14 protein-coding genes are annotated in these 14,858 nt (G+C 58.1%); 9 read left to right on the plus strand and 5 right to left on the minus strand.

Annotated elements, in window-relative coordinates; all coding sequences use genetic code 11:
• The 4 genes from rsfS to JNJ45_05735 are packed head-to-tail and all read right to left on the minus strand — an operon-like array spanning position 1 to position 3,173.
• Positions 1–360 (minus strand): ribosome silencing factor, encoded by a 360-nt coding sequence (gene rsfS / locus JNJ45_05720; protein ID MBL8048162.1) that lies wholly within the window; start codon positions 358–360, stop codon positions 1–3.
• Complete coding sequence (gene nadD, locus JNJ45_05725) at positions 347–952, minus strand: nicotinate (nicotinamide) nucleotide adenylyltransferase (GenBank protein ID MBL8048163.1); 606 nt, start codon at positions 950–952, stop codon at positions 347–349. Before nadD ends, rsfS begins: the two co-directional genes overlap by 14 nt.
• A 56-nt stretch (positions 953–1,008) precedes the next feature.
• A complete protein-coding gene (locus tag JNJ45_05730; protein ID MBL8048164.1) occupies positions 1,009–1,575 on the minus strand; it encodes a GerMN domain-containing protein in 567 nt (188 codons plus the stop codon).
• Positions 1,572–3,173 carry an N-acetylmuramoyl-L-alanine amidase gene (locus JNJ45_05735; GenBank protein ID MBL8048165.1) on the minus strand — a complete coding sequence of 534 codons (1,602 nt, stop codon included), beginning with the start codon at positions 3,171–3,173 and terminating at the stop codon, positions 1,572–1,574. Before JNJ45_05735 ends, JNJ45_05730 begins: the two co-directional genes overlap by 4 nt.
• Before the next feature lie 80 nt (positions 3,174–3,253).
• Between JNJ45_05735 and JNJ45_05740 the strand changes: the two genes are divergently transcribed.
• From JNJ45_05740 to JNJ45_05750, 3 genes are all read left to right on the plus strand, one after another.
• On the plus strand, positions 3,254–3,838 hold the full coding sequence (locus tag JNJ45_05740) for a hypothetical protein (protein MBL8048166.1): 585 nt from the start codon (positions 3,254–3,256) through the stop codon (positions 3,836–3,838).
• Positions 3,839–3,951: 113 nt separating this feature from the next.
• Complete coding sequence (locus JNJ45_05745) at positions 3,952–5,499, plus strand: pre-peptidase C-terminal domain-containing protein (GenBank protein ID MBL8048167.1); 1,548 nt, start codon at positions 3,952–3,954, stop codon at positions 5,497–5,499.
• Positions 5,500–5,590: 91 nt separating this feature from the next.
• Positions 5,591–5,842, plus strand: a complete 252-nt coding sequence (locus JNJ45_05750; protein ID MBL8048168.1) for a hypothetical protein — start codon at positions 5,591–5,593, stop codon at positions 5,840–5,842.
• Here the strand turns inward: JNJ45_05750 and lysS are convergent.
• A complete protein-coding gene (gene lysS, locus JNJ45_05755) occupies positions 5,839–7,335 on the minus strand; it encodes a lysine--tRNA ligase (protein MBL8048169.1) in 1,497 nt (498 codons plus the stop codon). The two genes, JNJ45_05750 and lysS, sit on opposite strands and share 4 nt — an antisense overlap.
• Before the next feature lie 92 nt (positions 7,336–7,427).
• Here lysS and JNJ45_05760 point away from each other — a divergent pair, with 92 nt between their 5' ends.
• The 6 genes from JNJ45_05760 to JNJ45_05785 all read left to right on the plus strand — a co-directional run bounded on the left by JNJ45_05760 (position 7,428) and on the right by JNJ45_05785 (position 14,813).
• A complete protein-coding gene (locus tag JNJ45_05760; protein MBL8048170.1) occupies positions 7,428–10,628 on the plus strand; it encodes a PD40 domain-containing protein in 3,201 nt (1,066 codons plus the stop codon).
• A 352-nt stretch (positions 10,629–10,980) separates the two neighbouring features.
• A complete protein-coding gene (locus JNJ45_05765; GenBank protein MBL8048171.1) occupies positions 10,981–11,478 on the plus strand; it encodes a hypothetical protein in 498 nt (165 codons plus the stop codon).
• Positions 11,479–11,501: 23 nt separating this feature from the next.
• Complete coding sequence (locus tag JNJ45_05770; protein ID MBL8048172.1) at positions 11,502–12,113, plus strand: hypothetical protein; 612 nt, start codon at positions 11,502–11,504, stop codon at positions 12,111–12,113.
• Between the two features lie 802 nt (positions 12,114–12,915).
• On the plus strand, positions 12,916–13,527 hold the full coding sequence (locus tag JNJ45_05775; GenBank protein MBL8048173.1) for a hypothetical protein: 612 nt from the start codon (positions 12,916–12,918) through the stop codon (positions 13,525–13,527).
• Between the two features lie 43 nt (positions 13,528–13,570).
• The gene (locus tag JNJ45_05780) at positions 13,571–14,173 is read left to right on the plus strand and encodes a hypothetical protein (GenBank protein ID MBL8048174.1); all 603 of its coding nucleotides are present in this window, start codon (positions 13,571–13,573) and stop codon (positions 14,171–14,173) included.
• A gap of 7 nt (positions 14,174–14,180) precedes the next feature.
• Positions 14,181–14,813, plus strand: a complete 633-nt coding sequence (locus tag JNJ45_05785; GenBank protein MBL8048175.1) for a hypothetical protein — start codon at positions 14,181–14,183, stop codon at positions 14,811–14,813.
• The last annotated feature ends 45 nt before the right edge of the window (positions 14,814–14,858 follow it).

Consider the following 14,858-nt stretch of genomic DNA (forward strand, 5'->3'; position numbering starts at 1 on the left):
TTAGACCTCGGATTCGGGCAGGAGGTTCGGATCGACCTCCTTGTTGCGCCACAGGGTTTCCAAATCGTAGAATTGGCGTCGCTCTTCTCGCATGGCGTGGAACATCACGTCGCCGTAATCCAGCAGCAACCAGCCGCCGCCTTGCGTATCGCTGGCCAGGCTGCGCACACCCTCGTCGCGCATGCGCTCATTCACCTTGTCGATGATCGCGTTGACGTGAACATCGCTGGTCCCGGAGCAGACCACGAAAAAGCTGGTCACGCTCGTCTTTTGGCGCAGATCGATAATCTCGATGCGCTCGGCTTTCATATCGTCGGCGAGTTCAGCTATACGCTGCGCCTTGGCTTCACTGGTCATCATTCATTCGGTAGAGCTGATGCTCTTGGATGTATTGCCACACGGAGGGCAATACCTGACGGGACTCGTCCAACTTGATCCCGATGTTGTTGCGGATTTCGGTGCTGGACCGCGGTGACGGCTCGTTGAGCAAAAAGAAATCGAGATTGCCGTGGACCTTTTCGGGGGCAAATCGCATGACTGCCGCCATATCGTCGGGGGGTCGCAAGCCGACGGCAAACCGGGCGAGCTTGAGAATCTTGTCGAGTTCGTACCACTCTTCCAAGTGCATGGCGGCATCGCTACCCAGGATCCACCAAAACTTTGCCTTGATGGCTTGGTTCAATTCAATCAGAGTATCGACGGCAAAGCTTGGGCCGCTGCGACCCAGTTCCACGTCGCTGACGGCGAAGTTCTCGCGACCTTCGGCCATGAGCTTGGTCATCGCAAATCGGTCACGCGCGGTGGCTCGGGGGCCAAGTCGCTTAATCGGATTGCGCTTGTTGGGCACCAGCAGAATCTGGTCGAGTCCCAGCTTTTGGGCGGCGGTTTCGGCGAGGTCCAGGTGCGTCAAGTGGGGCGGATCAAATGTCCCGCCAAGAATGCCAATTTTCAAACGTTCCTCACCACCATTCGCGATTGCTCGGTGGTGAGAGGATACCGGATTCGGGCTTAGTGAGGTACTTCGAGCGGTTCGGTGAGTTCAACGCTGCCCAAGGATTCGATCGGTTGACCGCCTTCGGTGATCAGCACCGACTTCACTTCGCCGAACTGCTTGAGGGCTTCCGTGATCGTGTTGAGGATTTCGCCTTCTTCAGCCGTGCCGTAGGTTTTGCGGAACGGCGTGGCAAAGTCGAGCTTCAGAACCGAGCCATCAAGCTTGGCCGACGTGGCCACCGCTCCAGCGGGAACCGCCGTCACGTGGGCTAGGGAAGCGTTCACCGCCACCAGGTAGGGGCTTTGGCCCGCCTCGAGCTTGCGCTTGTCGCGCTCGACTTTGTAGTCCTCGGATTGATAGTCCACGCGGACGATCTCGACTTCATCCTTTGCCTTTTCGACCTTGGTTTGCGGAGGCTGGCGCTTGTCCACGGGCTGGTGCTGGGGCAGGCGCTCGGAGCGCATCTCGGCTTCCGGTACGCGGTTGCCCTGCATCTTGGCGTAGGCGGCTAAGCCACCGACGACTGCTGCCGCGACGCCGATGAGGGCGAGACGATGAGAGTTGCGTTTCTTGGCGCTCATTCTTTTGCGTTATCTCCGAAAAATAGTTTCAGGCCCTCGACGACACCGCGGGCCATGGTTTGGCGGAACTCGTCGCTGTTCATCTTGGCTTCCTCGGTGGGGTTGCTCAAGAAGCCGAGTTCAAGCAGAACACCGACCATCGTCGTGTTGCGCAGAACCGAAAAGCCCTTGTTCTTGGCGACGGCGAAGTCGCTGACCGCGCCGCGCGAAGGAAGCAGACCCTTGGTGGCGATGTTTTGGCTAATGCACTGGGCGAGCAGTTTGCCGAGTTCGCTCTTGCCGTGATAGAAGATGATCGTGCCGCTCGCCGACTTGCTTGACGCCGAGTTGTAGTGCACCGAAATGAACACGTCGGCGTTGTTGCGGTTGGCGATGTTGGCGCGCTCTTTGAGTTCGATGAACCGGTCGTCGGATCGGGTCATGATCACGTTGCAGCCTTCGTCGAACAGCTTCTCCGCGAGGACTTTGGCCGACTTCAGAGCGATGTCCTTTTCTTTCAGTCGAATCTTGGCGCCGAGCGCGCCGCTGTCGTGCGCGCCATGACCGGCGTCGATGCAGATGGTCTTGCCTCGGATCGAGCCGGTCGCGATGTCGGGCACCTTGGCCGTCAGCCGAATGGTGCGACCATCAACGGCGAACATCACCGCGGCGGCTTGCCGAAGCGAAAGGGTGAGTTTGTAGTTGCCGGCCGAGTCGAGGCTTTGCTCCCAGCTCTTGACCAGCCCCTTGGGCAGTTCCGCCAAATCCATTGCGGCGGGCTTGCCGCCGGGGACGATGATTTCGTAGGTCAGCACGTCCACGCGGTTGAGCTTGGGCGCTTCCAGAGGGATCGCGGCCAGGTCCGCGCCGATGACGGCTTTCGAGCCGGTCTGATCAATGCGGGGCGCGCTGACCAATACTTCCGTGGTCGGCAAGGTTTGGGGCGCTTTGGGGTTGACCGGCTGAGTTTCGGGATCGTGCTCGATCGGCGTGACAGGCGCTTCGGGTTGGACGAGCGGGAATTCAAGAATGCGGTTGGTTGTGTTACTTCGCACAACCTTACTGGCGCCGGGAGCCTGATACGTCACCCGGACCGTGGAATCATTGAACTGTCGCACCCGCACGGTGGCGTCGCTGCCGAAGTTCGCGCTCGGCGAAAGGGTCGCGCCCTGCAGGTCAACGATGTAGCGCTCAGGATCAGTCAGCGAGAAGCCGGAGGCAGTTACGCCGAGCGAGCAGTTGATGCGCAGAGTGCCGAAGAGCACCTCGACGCTGCGAACTTCGCTCAGAACTCGGAAGGTGCGCTTATCGCGATCCCAGGTGCCGCGGCCCCCCAGTTGCTCCAGGCACTTGGCCAGAGGCAGCTTACGGTCGCGAGTGAGATCCACTCGCAGTAGCCGGCCTTCGGCGGCAATATCAGCTTCGCCTCCGGAGGCGCGAACACGCCAGCCCCAGTTCTCAGCCAGAGCGATCGGGATAACGCACTCTTCGCCATCGCGCTCCACGCGATCCGAAAACGTGCCCTGATAGGTGTAAACAACGGTTGCTGGAGCTCGTTGAGCTTGCACCGCTGTCGCTATCGCCATCCATGACATCAAAGCGACAAGCAAGTTCCGCATAGTCAATGTACATTGTAGACGCCCCGTAAAGTTCCGAGTGCACCATTTGACAAAAAACTTGCTTTTGCTATAGTGGTTTGATGCTATGGAAAGCGGCGACGGACTGTTGGGACGAGCTTTGGCAGGGGCTGGCCGAGGGCGTGACGAACCGACGATCGGAGTTTCACCTGGCCGCTTGCGCCAACGTGGACGCCTCGGGCGCGGCGCGGGTTCGTACAGTAGTCTTGCGATACGCCGAGGAGGCGACGGCCACGCTTGGCTTCCATAGCGATGGCCGGAGCCAGCGAATCTCCGATCTCGGGGTGAACCCGTTTGGGCAGATGGTGCTCTACGCTCCGACGCCAAACGTTCAGATTCGGCTGTTCGGGCGCTATGAGGTTCACATCGAAGACGATGTAGCGCGGGCGGTGTGGGCGGCCACTCCTGTCTACAGCCGCAAGTGCTATTTGGCCGAGGTGCCCTCCAGCGAGGAACTCCTAGCTGAGCCCGAAGCGGACCAGGAACAGCCTACGCTGGCCGACTCCGAACGGGGATTCACCAACTTTGCGGTCGTGCGATTGCACGCGACGGAGATCGAATATTTGAGTCTGGCCGCGCCCGGACACCTCCGCTGGCGATGGGTGAAATCGGGTGACGCCTGGGCTCACGCGAGGATTTCCCCTTAATTTTCTTCAGTTCAATCGAATGATTTCTGAGAAAGTTGGCTCATACTACTTCGTAGACAACTACCATTCTTGAGGGTCTAACAATGAATATTCTCTTGCTATCTTTTGCCCTGATGCCAAAGGCACCGGTGGCGGCGGACTTGCTCCCAGACATCACAATCTGGGAAGCGAAGCTCACCGATAACGCGATCGACACTACAACCTTGCCGGGGCGCAAGCTTGTCCGACTCTCGACCGGCACCCCGAACATTGGGACGGGCCGACTTGAACTCCGCGGTGGGGCCGTCGTCGGCACCCAGCAGCAGGTCAATCAGCGCGTATTCCGCGACGACGGAACCTACTGGGAGCGACCGGCGGGGACCTTTACCTATCACCCGAGCCACAACCACATCCACTTTGACGGCTGGTGTCGTTACCGCCTTCGCGCTAAGAATCCGGATGGCAGCGTTGGCGCAATCTTGGCCGAGGGGCAAAAGACCAGCTTCTGCATTCTCGACTTGACGGTGCACAACTCCAGTCACCCGAATTACGTCACGCCTCCTTATTACGGTGGTTGTGGCGCCACAACCCAGGGCCTCACGCCGGGCTGGGCCGACGTCTATGGCAAGTCGCTCACGGACCAGTGGGTGGACGTCACCGGCATCGCCGATGGCGACTACTTCTTGGAAGCCGAGGTTGACCCGGACGGTTTCATTCTCGAAGCCGACGAAACCAACAACATTGGCCGGATTCCGTATCACCTGGGCTCACCGCCCGCGCTCACAGCCGACGCTTACGAGGAAAACGACTCGCGAACCTTTGTGGACGGGCGACCCGAAGCGGGAGTTAACAGTCCGAACCTCGGCGTTGTGAACGCCCAACGCACCTTGAACCTCACCATGCAGGCAACGGATGACGACTGGTTCAAGTTCAAGCTAAACGCCACCGGCGGCAGCGGCGACTATGTCGGCATTACGAGCGTCAACTCGGGCGGCGACATTGACCTGCGACTCTACAACTCGGCCGGAACTCAAATCGGGGCGAGCGAAAGCGGCACCAACACTGAGCAGATCACGTTGAGCGGGCGCGCCGCGGGTACCTACTACGTGCGCATTTGGCCGTACAGCGGGACGAACCCGGGCTACACGTTTACGATTAAGCCGAGCGGCAACCAGTCGCCGACCGTGAACATCACCCAGCCGCAAATCCCCATTTATGTGGAACGTAGCTACGAGACCTTCCCGATCGGATGGACCACCACTGACCCGGAAAACGATCCGCGCACGGTTTCGATCTTCCGCGACCGCGATAACGTGTTTGACAAGACCACGCAAGAGGTGACCGGCTACCAAAATCTGCCGTCCACCGACCTGCTGGTCAACATGAACACGGCGGAAATGGATCCGGGCAACTGGTTCTACTTCCTGCGAGTGAGCGATGGCGGCCTGACGCAAACCAAGGTCACGCGCCGACCGGTCGTGATCTACATCAAGGGTGACTGGAACTACGATGGGCACGTCCACCAAGACGACTACGATGCGGCTTGGGGCGGACGCGGACGTCAGAACTTCGTTCGCGCCATGACGCCTAAGCGCATGGCCCTGCTCGACTACGATCGCGACGGCGACGTGGACGGCATGGACGAAATGATGATGATCGAAGACATCGAGCACCACCACTAAAATCCGCCGAAAACGAGCCCCTCGCCTAGCCTAGGCGGGGGGCTTTTTTGTGAGACCCCGGTATTTCCGCTTGACCCAAAGAGTTACCAGCTTGGAACAACACCGTTGGATGGGGTTTGAGATGGGTAAGAAGCAACTTCGCGTGGTTCGGTTGATTGAGCCGGAACTCTGCATGGAATGCCGATTTGGCAACAAGGCTGAGGTCGAAATGACCGATGGCACCGTGCAGCAGATGATTCATTGTCGCCGGTTAGATTGCGACAACTGGGATTACCAAACCGTGGACGAAGCCGCTGACATCGTGCACAGCGACTTCGCCGAAGAAGACAACGACGCGGCCTAGTGGCCGCCCGCTTCGGGCTTCATCATCGGAAAGAGCAGAATCTCGCGCAAGTGATCGCTGCCGAGTAGCATCATCGCCATCCGATCCAGACCAATTCCGCAGCCGCCGGTCGGCGGCATGCCGCATTCCAACGCGTAGATGAACTCCTCGTCCATGGGGTGCGCCTCGTCGTTGCCCTGCGCCGCCTGGGTGAGCTGGTTGTCAAAGCGCTCGCGCTGATCGATCGGGTCATTGATCTCGCTGAACGCGTTGCACACCTCGCGGCCTCGCACATAACCTTCAAAACGCCGCGTGAACCCCGGGCGATTCGGGTCCTTTTTGGCGAGCGGGGAGGTCTCGATCGGGTACCCAACCACGAAGGTCGGCTGGATCAGATGCGGCTCCACGAATCGCTCCAGGAGCTTTTCGATAATGCCGCCGACGTTCGCTTCCTTCTTCGCGTCGATGCCCACGCGCTCGAGCGCGGCCCTGGCCGACGCGAGGTCGTTCAGCTCATGCGCCTGCACGCCAGAGTAGTGCTCAATTTGTTGCAGAAGATCAACGCGGGCCCACGGCTTGCCGAAGTCAATCACCAGGTCCTCGTGCCCGATATGAACTTCGGTGTTGCCGAACACGGTCTCGGCGACAAACTTGAAGCACTCCTCCACGCGCACCATCATGTCTTCCAGGTTCACGTAGGCCTCGTAAAATTCCAGCAGCGTGAACTCGGGATTGTGCCGCTGACTCACGCCCTCGTTACGGAAGACGCGTCCGATTTCATACACCTTCGGCACATCGCCGCAGATGAGTCGCTTGAGATAGAGCTCCAGCGAGATGCGCAGCTTCACGTCAATCTCGTAGGCGTTATAGTGCGTGAGGAATGGGCGCGCCGCCGCCCCGCCGGCTTCCAGCTGAAGCAGCGGCGTTTCGACTTCCAGGTAGCCCGCGTTGTCAAAGTAGCGTCGCACCGCCGAGACGATTCGGCTACGATTGAGCAGCATCTGACGCGCCTCGGGGTTGGCGATCAGGTCGAGGTGGCGGTGACGATAGCGTTGCTCGACGTCGCTGAGCGTGCCCCAGCTTTCGCCATCCTTTTCCTTACCCAGCGGCAGGCTTTGCAACGACTTGCTGAGCGGCACGATGGACCGCGCGTGAATGCTTTGCTCGCCAGTTTTGGTGCGGAACAGTTCGCCTTCGACGCCGAGGTGATCGCCGAGGTCGAGGAGCTTTGCCACCGCCCACACGTCCTCGCCGAGGTCGTCCTTGCGCAGATACACCTGGATGCGCCCATCGCCATCGCTCAGCGAGACAAAGCTCGCCTTGCCCATCTCGCGCAGGGCGACGATGCGTCCTGCGAAGCGGACCGTTTGGCCCTCCATGGATTCGAATTTGGCGTGCAATTCTTGCGCGGAGAGAGCGAACTCAAATTTCTCCTGCGCAAATGGATCATGGCCAAGCTCGCGCATGCGGTTGAGCTTCTCCAGACGAATTTGCCGAATTTCTGAATCTGACATGGGAAGCGTTAGGATACCGCTAGGCCGGACGCCCCAACCCGGAACCTTCCCCGCAATAGATTCAGTATCCTTAGCTCGGCTGGTTCGAATTCATGAAATCCAAAACCCTCCTTGTTCTTGCCCTCTCGGCCACCAGCATCGTTGCTGTGGCTCAAGAAATGAAGTTGTTGCGTTTTCCCACCGTGCACGGCAACAAAGTTGCGTTTATGCACGGCAGCGACCTTTGGGTCACCGACCTCGCTGGCGGTCCCGCCCGGCGGCTGACCTCGCACACCGGTGTCGAAAGCCGACCCGTGTTTAGCCCGGATGGTTCGATGATCGCGTTTACCGGCATGTACGACGGCGCCGTCGCCACCTACGTGGTGAGCAGCGAAGGCGGCGATCCCAAGCGCATTTCGTGGGACGGACGCGGCAACGCGGCTCTCTTTTGGAAGGATAACAAGACCGTCGCCATCCGCCAAGCCCAAGACGGCTTTACGATGGAGTTGCAGTTCGTGGACGTTGACGGCGGCTTCCCGATGGAAACGCCGATCAAGGAAATCACCAGCGGCGACATCAGCGCGGACGGCACCTGGATTGCTTACAACCGCAACAACAGCTGGAACTTCAACTGGCGCTACTATCGCGGCGGCACCCAAGGCGTGGTCACGATGTACAACTTCAACACGAAGACGTACTCCGAACTGCCGCACGGCCTGGAGCAGAACTACCACCCGATGATCGTCGGGCGCGATATCTACTACATCAGCGACCGCGACCTGGGCACGCTCAACCTCTACAAGTACAACCTCGACAGCAAGCGCGCGGAGCGTCTGACGGACTTTTCGGACAAGGAAATCCGGTTCCCGCGCACCGATGGCAAGACCATCGTGTTTGAGCGCGGCGCTGGCCTTTACAGTTTCGACATTGGCAGCCGAGCCATCAAGCCGATTGTCCCGCGCATCGCCGGTGACCTCAACCTGCGCCGCCCTAGCCTCAAGAAGGTCAACACCATGATGAGCGGCATCACGCTGAGCCCCTCGGGCAAGCGCGTGGCGATCTCCGCTCGCGGCGACATCTTCTCGGTGCCGCGCACCGGCGACACCCGCAACCTCACGGACACGCAAGGCATCCGCGAAGAAAACCCGAACTGGAGCCCCGACGGTCAGTCCATTGCCTATGTGACCGACCAATCTGGCGAAGCCGAAATCTGGACGATGGACAGCCTCGGCGGTAACAAGAAGAAAGTGTGCGACGCCGTGCAATCCACGAGCATGGCCTGGTCGGCGGACAGCAAGAACCTGTTGCTAAACACGTTCGACAACAAGCTGTACATGGTGGATGTCGCGACTGGCAAGATGACGAAGATCGCTGAAAGCGGCTACGGGGTGAGCTCGCCCGAGTTCTCGCCGCTGGGTGACTATGTGGCTTACATCAACACTCAAGCCAACCTCTTTGGCGCGGTCAACATCTACGACGTGAAGTCGGGCAAGACCCACAAGGTCAGCGACGCCTACTTCAACGATTCCTCGCTCAGCTGGGATCAGAACGGCAAGTACCTGTACGTGACCTCGCAGCGCGAATACGCGCCGACGCTGGTGCAGTTTGAGCAAACGCTGGACTCGCCGCCGCTCTACCGCGTGTACGCGCACATTCTCAGCAAGAAGACACCGAACCCGCTCGCGCCACGCAACGACGAAGAACCCATCAAAAAGCCCGCAGTCGAAGCACCCAAGGAAGCTCCGAAGGAAGCGGCCAAGGACGAACCCAAGGAAAAGCGCACGGAGATTGACTTTGACGGGTTAGGGAAGCGCGCCGTGGTTCTGCCGTGGGCACCGGGCGCCACCGCCGGCGTCATCGGCGTGGACAACGGGGTGATCGCCGGGACCGCCGAGGGCCTGATGATGTTCTCGTTCGCCTCGCGCCAAGCATTCCCGGTTCTGCAAGCGCAGCTTTCGGGCCTGACCTTTAACGCCGATCGCAATAAGCTGGCGTGGATGGCGGGACCCAACGCCGGCATCGCCGACGTTGCGCCGAACGTGAATCCTGCGACTACCGCGATTAACCTGGCCGGCCTCGAAATGACGGTTGACCCGGTGAAGGAGTGGACGCAGATCATCAACGAAACCTGGCGTCTGTATCGCGACCGCTTCTACCAAGCCGACATGGTCGGCATCAATTGGGAAGAGGTCAAGGATCGTTACATGCCGCTGGTGAAGTACGCCTCGAGCCGCGACGACATCAACTACATCATGGGCATGATGATCGGCGAAGTCGGCACCGGCCACGCCTACAACGGCGGTGGCGAAGCGAGCGGTACGGCCCAAATGACCCCGGTGGGTTATCTCGGCGCGGACTACGAGCTGGTCGGTAACGCGGTGAAGATTCGCAAGGTGCTGCAAGGCGACGGCGTGGACATGATGACCCGCGGCCCGCTGACCGAGCCAGGCGCCGACGTGAATGCCGGCGACTACCTGGTCGCCATTGACGGCAAGCCCGTCAACCGCGAAAACCCGCCGATGAAGTATCTGCAAAACAAGGCCGGCAAAATGGTCTACCTGAGCCTGAACTCGAAGCCTTCGATGGATGGTGCCCGCAAGGTGGGTGTCCGCGCGATTCCGAACGAAGACGCGCTGCGCTACCAAGACTGGGTGGAAGAAAACCGCAAGAAGGTCGAAAAGCTTTCCGGTGGCCGCATCGGCTACGTGCACGTGCCCGACACGCAGGTGGATGGCATGATCGGCTTCCTCAAGGGTTACTATTCGCAGTCCGACAAGGAAGCGTTGGTGATTGACGAGCGCTTTAACGGCGGCGGCTTTATCCCGACGTTCTTTGTCGAGCGCCTCAAGCGCGAGGTGCAAAGCGGGTTTAAGGCGCGCAACGGCGACGTGATCGCGTTCCCCACGCAGAGCAATCGCGGCCCCACGGCCATGCTGATTAACGAGTACGCCGGTTCGGGCGGCGACATGTTCCCCTACCTGTACAAGATCAACAAGGTCGGTAAGATCTTCGGCACCCGCACGTGGGGTGGCTTGGTCGGCATTCAGGGCAACTACCCGCTGGTGGATGGCGGCATGGTCACGGTGCCGGGCTTCGGCATCTATGACCTGCAAACCGGCAAGTGGGTTGCGGAAAACACCGGCGTCGAGCCGGACGTGCGCATCGACGGCCGGCCGGACTGGCTTGCTCAAGGCAAGGACGAGGTTCTGGAAGCCGCGGTGAAGCACCTGCTCGCCGAGCTCAAGAAGAACCCGGTGAAGCCACTGAAGGCGCCGGTCTCGCCGCGGGTCCGCCCCGGCCAAAGTCGCGGGTAACCGCACGTTTCACGGCAGTCGGCCCTCTATGTAAAGAGGGCCGACTTTTTTTGTGCGACTCGGCGGTTGGTGTGCTATGGTGAGAAGACAGAGTGACAGCTTCCATCCTATTAGCACAGCATCCATTCACGACGGTTACCCTTATCGCCGTGGCGGATTATCCGAGCGTGGTGGTGTGCGTAGGTCAGCCCGTTGAAACACAATGAACAGGATACAGAGATTCGTCTTGTCATTAGCGATTGGCCTCAGTTCGATCGCTTCGGGGCAAACGCCATTTTCACTTCGCGATGAACCAAGCCTCCGAGAATCGGTTTCCCACTGGAAAATCCATAAGCAAAGGCGGTCCGAATTTATGGCAAAGGGACAGTTTCGAGAAGCACTCCAATATGTGGTTCAGGTTATTGAGAATGAAGGGCGAGCTAGTGTGCAAACACCGTGGCGAATGACATTTGCTTTTGAGTTGGGTGATTTCGATGAAGCAAAGTTTAGGAACAACGAGCCGTGGATGATCAGGCGGGCTCAGAACCCTGAATTCGTTTTGAGCGAATTAGACCGAATGAAACGCGACTGTTACGATATGTTAGTGCATGCCGAGGCAACGCGTGAGACAATTGATTGGGAGGACTTTCGGCAGACTCACTCCGACGAGCTAAGTGTGTCCATGCTTTTACAAATTTGGGTTGATGTTGCGGTTCAAGAGTTTCGGTTTCGATTTGCCGAGCGGGCCCTGGCGGAATATGAAAGAGTTACAGACCCGCGAATTCGCAAAGACTTGCGAACCAAGCTCTCGCAACGAAAAGAACTTCAACGCAGAATTGTTCGCGGAGAAGCTGAGGTGCCAGATTTCTAGCTCTCAAACCTAGGAGAATTCAGATGAAGCCCTTGATTCGAACTTTGTTTACCGTAGCCGTGTCGTTGCCGTTCCTTAGCGATGCTGGCCAAGGACTCACAAAGGACTTTGCGAAGCTAGCTGAGCAGCGAGAGATCAGGCGGGTTCAGCGCGAGCACGAGGCAAAGGGTGAGTGGCTTGCGGCGCGTAGAAACCTGGATGAAGTAGTGCAGATGAGGGGATCTAGACCCTATTTTCACGATAGAGCATGGCGCATCGCTTACGAGCTCGGAGACTTTGAAAGGGCACGTCGCGAGATCGTCAGTCTAAAGGATGCTTTCGGTGTTCCGATTTCTGCGGAACTCATTGCGTCCTATGATGCGGAAGATGTTATTTTTAGAGCTTCGCAACAAGGGTTGGAAGTTGCGGACTGGAGTGAGTGGGTCAGACGGTATCCAGGGAACAAGCTCAGTGACCGCATTGCCGGTAAGCTTGGGAATGCTATCTACGAATTTCGGTTTAGATATGCTCGCCGATTGCTTAACGAGCTTGTTGCTTTGGAGCGACCTACGGCGGCAATTTTTGAGAAGCGTCTGCGTGACCAGATAAAGCTGCAAGAGGAGATTTTGAAAGGGACAGCCCCCATACCGAGGTGAGGAAGCGCACCAGCGAGGCTTGGCTCCGGGTGTGCTAAGGTGAGAAATGGTGAGTCCATGTAGAGGTGGTTTCGTTGCGGTGGTGCTGCTCCTTTCTGGGTCTGGCCTTGCTCAGCGAGTCCAAGCGGATCGAAGACAGTACTTCGAAGAACTTGCCGCACAGGCACGCGTGGACTCAAGAAAGATGTTCGAGATGCTGGCACGGGCCCAAGTGCGGGAAACGTACGACTATTGCACGACAGTCGCAGAACTGAGAAGCGATTTCGGGCCAAACCCACATAGAAGAAGGGACCTGGCCTTCGAGCTCGGCGATTTTGTTGAGGCAGATCGTCAAAATGAACTGTGTAAAACACGAATTGGACCTGCGCGAATAGATGAACGCACGAGAACCATCCTGGACCTTTACCAAGAACTTATTCGCGCTGAGAGGAGTGCATACGTCATTGATTGGAATCGGTTCAAACAAACACACACCGAGGAACTTACGCCGACCGAGTTTTGCCGGCGATAGCGAGCGCCGCAACAACATCCTTCCGGCTTCGGTTCGCTGAGCGCGCTTTGACCGAGTACGAAAGGATGGTCCATCCGCTCATCAGTCGCGACCTCCGAACCAAACTGACCGAGCGCAAGGAACTCCAACGCAAAATCATTCGTGGCGAGGTCGGGATTCCGGAAGGAGATTGGTGACACCGCCTGCGAGCAACAGGGGCGAAAGGCGCAACCATGGCGCTTCACGCAGCGAGGCTTGGCTCCAGGTGTGCTAAGGTGAGATATGGTTCGTCAGCTTAGGGTTGGAGTCGTTGTGGGCATCGCGATTCTTGCAGGTGTGAGCCTTGCGCAGAATGGTCAGCTTCGCGATATGGAGGCGCTCCGAGAACTGGGTATCAAAGCGCGGGCGGATCGACGAAAGTTGTTTGAACTGCTCGCCAAGGGGCAGTTGCGTGAGGCACTGGAGCACCAGACAACTGTGATTGAACCTCGACTTGGGGTCGGACAAAATTCGTCCACACGGCGTGATCTCGCTTTCGAACTCGGTGATTTCGTCGAGGCAGATCGTCAAAATGAGCTTTCTCGAAAACTTATTGCGGGAATATCGCCTTCTGAACGGATGCGAACTCTTATGGATTTTCAGCAGGAACTCATTCGCGCCGAGAAGGGTGGTTACGTCATTGATTGGAGCAGGTTCGAAGAAACACATACCGAAGAACTGAAGGCAATCAAATTGTTACCAGGGATGGCATCGGTTGCGATCAAACACTTCCGATTTCGGTTCGCCGAGCGCGCTTTGACCGAGTACGAGCGACTCGTGCCCGCGATCATGAGCCGCGCTCTTCGCGCCGAACTCGCAGAGCGCAAGGAACTCCAACGTAAGATCATTCGTGACGAGGCAGACATACCGGAAGGAAGTTGGTGACACGGGCATGAAATCACCATCGCTGAAAAGCGTAACCGTAGCAATGGCGATTGCCGTCTCGGCGATGATCGTTGCGCAACAACACTCGCCGAAAGGCAAGAACTATGAGAAGCTTGCGGAATCGGCGGCCATTTCAAAACAAATGGGGAGGTTGAGGGTTCGTGGCGAGTTCCAGCTTGCCTATGAGCTCATAGACCGCTCCGAGGCAATCAAATCCCGACTGTGGCAGGACTCGCAAAACTGGTCAGTCCTGTTTGAACTGGATCGGAAAGCAGAATCGTTTACTTGGTACAACATCTATGAGCAACGGTTGACCGGAAAGCTATATCCAGCTAGCCAGATTCGTCACGAGCTTGAGGGAACGGTGATGGCAGCCATTTGCGCGAACCACACATCAGTTGACTTCTCAGATTTTAGAGATTGGCATCCCGATGCGGACGTGCTGCAGCAAGTAGGGTGGTTGGCCGACCAGGCCATCGCGGGCTTCTATCTGCGCCGGGCTGAGATCCTTGTGAGAATCCACGAGCAGATGCGTACTGATCTAAGACTTCCCGTGTCGAAACGACCCGCGGAGCTAGCGGCTCGGAAGGAACTTCGCCGCAAGATACTGCTCGGCGAGGCCGAGGTGCCGCGAGGAAGTTGGTGACACCGGCATGAAGAAATTAATCGCCGTATCTATCTCCGCTTGCATCGCGAGCATAAGCCTCGCGCAACATGTTCACGTTGGGCAGTGGTTAGAAGACGAAGGACTGGCCACCAAAATTCGCACTGACCAGCGAAAAATGTTCGAGCTGATGGCGAAGGGTCGGGCCAATAATGCGCTCGACTACCTGATCAACGTCGCTGAAAAACGCGAGCGTATTGGAGCACTCCCTTGGGAACGGCGAGACCTCGCTTTTGAGATTGGTGATTTCGCCCAAGCTCATCTCCAAAATGAGCTTTGCCGTGGGAGCCACGAGCCTGACTATTGGAGAGCCACCCTCGACTTTTATCAAGAGCTCATTAGGGCCGAATCAACCGGGCAATCACCCGACTGGGCTCGGTTCGACGAGACACATGATGCAGAGTTCCGGGCAGTTGCCTTGTTGCCAGCAGTCGCTCAAGGGGCCACCAAGCACTTCCAATTTCGATTAGCCGAGCGCGCCTTGGTTGAGTACGAGAGGATGGTCCATCCGCTCATCAGTCGCGACATCCGAACCAAAATGACCGACCGCAAGGAACTCCAGCGCAAAATCATCCGCGGCGAAGCTGAGGTGCCGTACCCCCGGACTTGGAACCGGACGTAATCTATTGTATACTCGCGCTTGAGTTGCAACATCGACCGTATTTCG

It is taken from the genome of Chthonomonas sp. (genome assembly GCA_016788425.1).
Lineage (GTDB): Bacteria > Armatimonadota > Fimbriimonadia > Fimbriimonadales > Fimbriimonadaceae > JAEURQ01.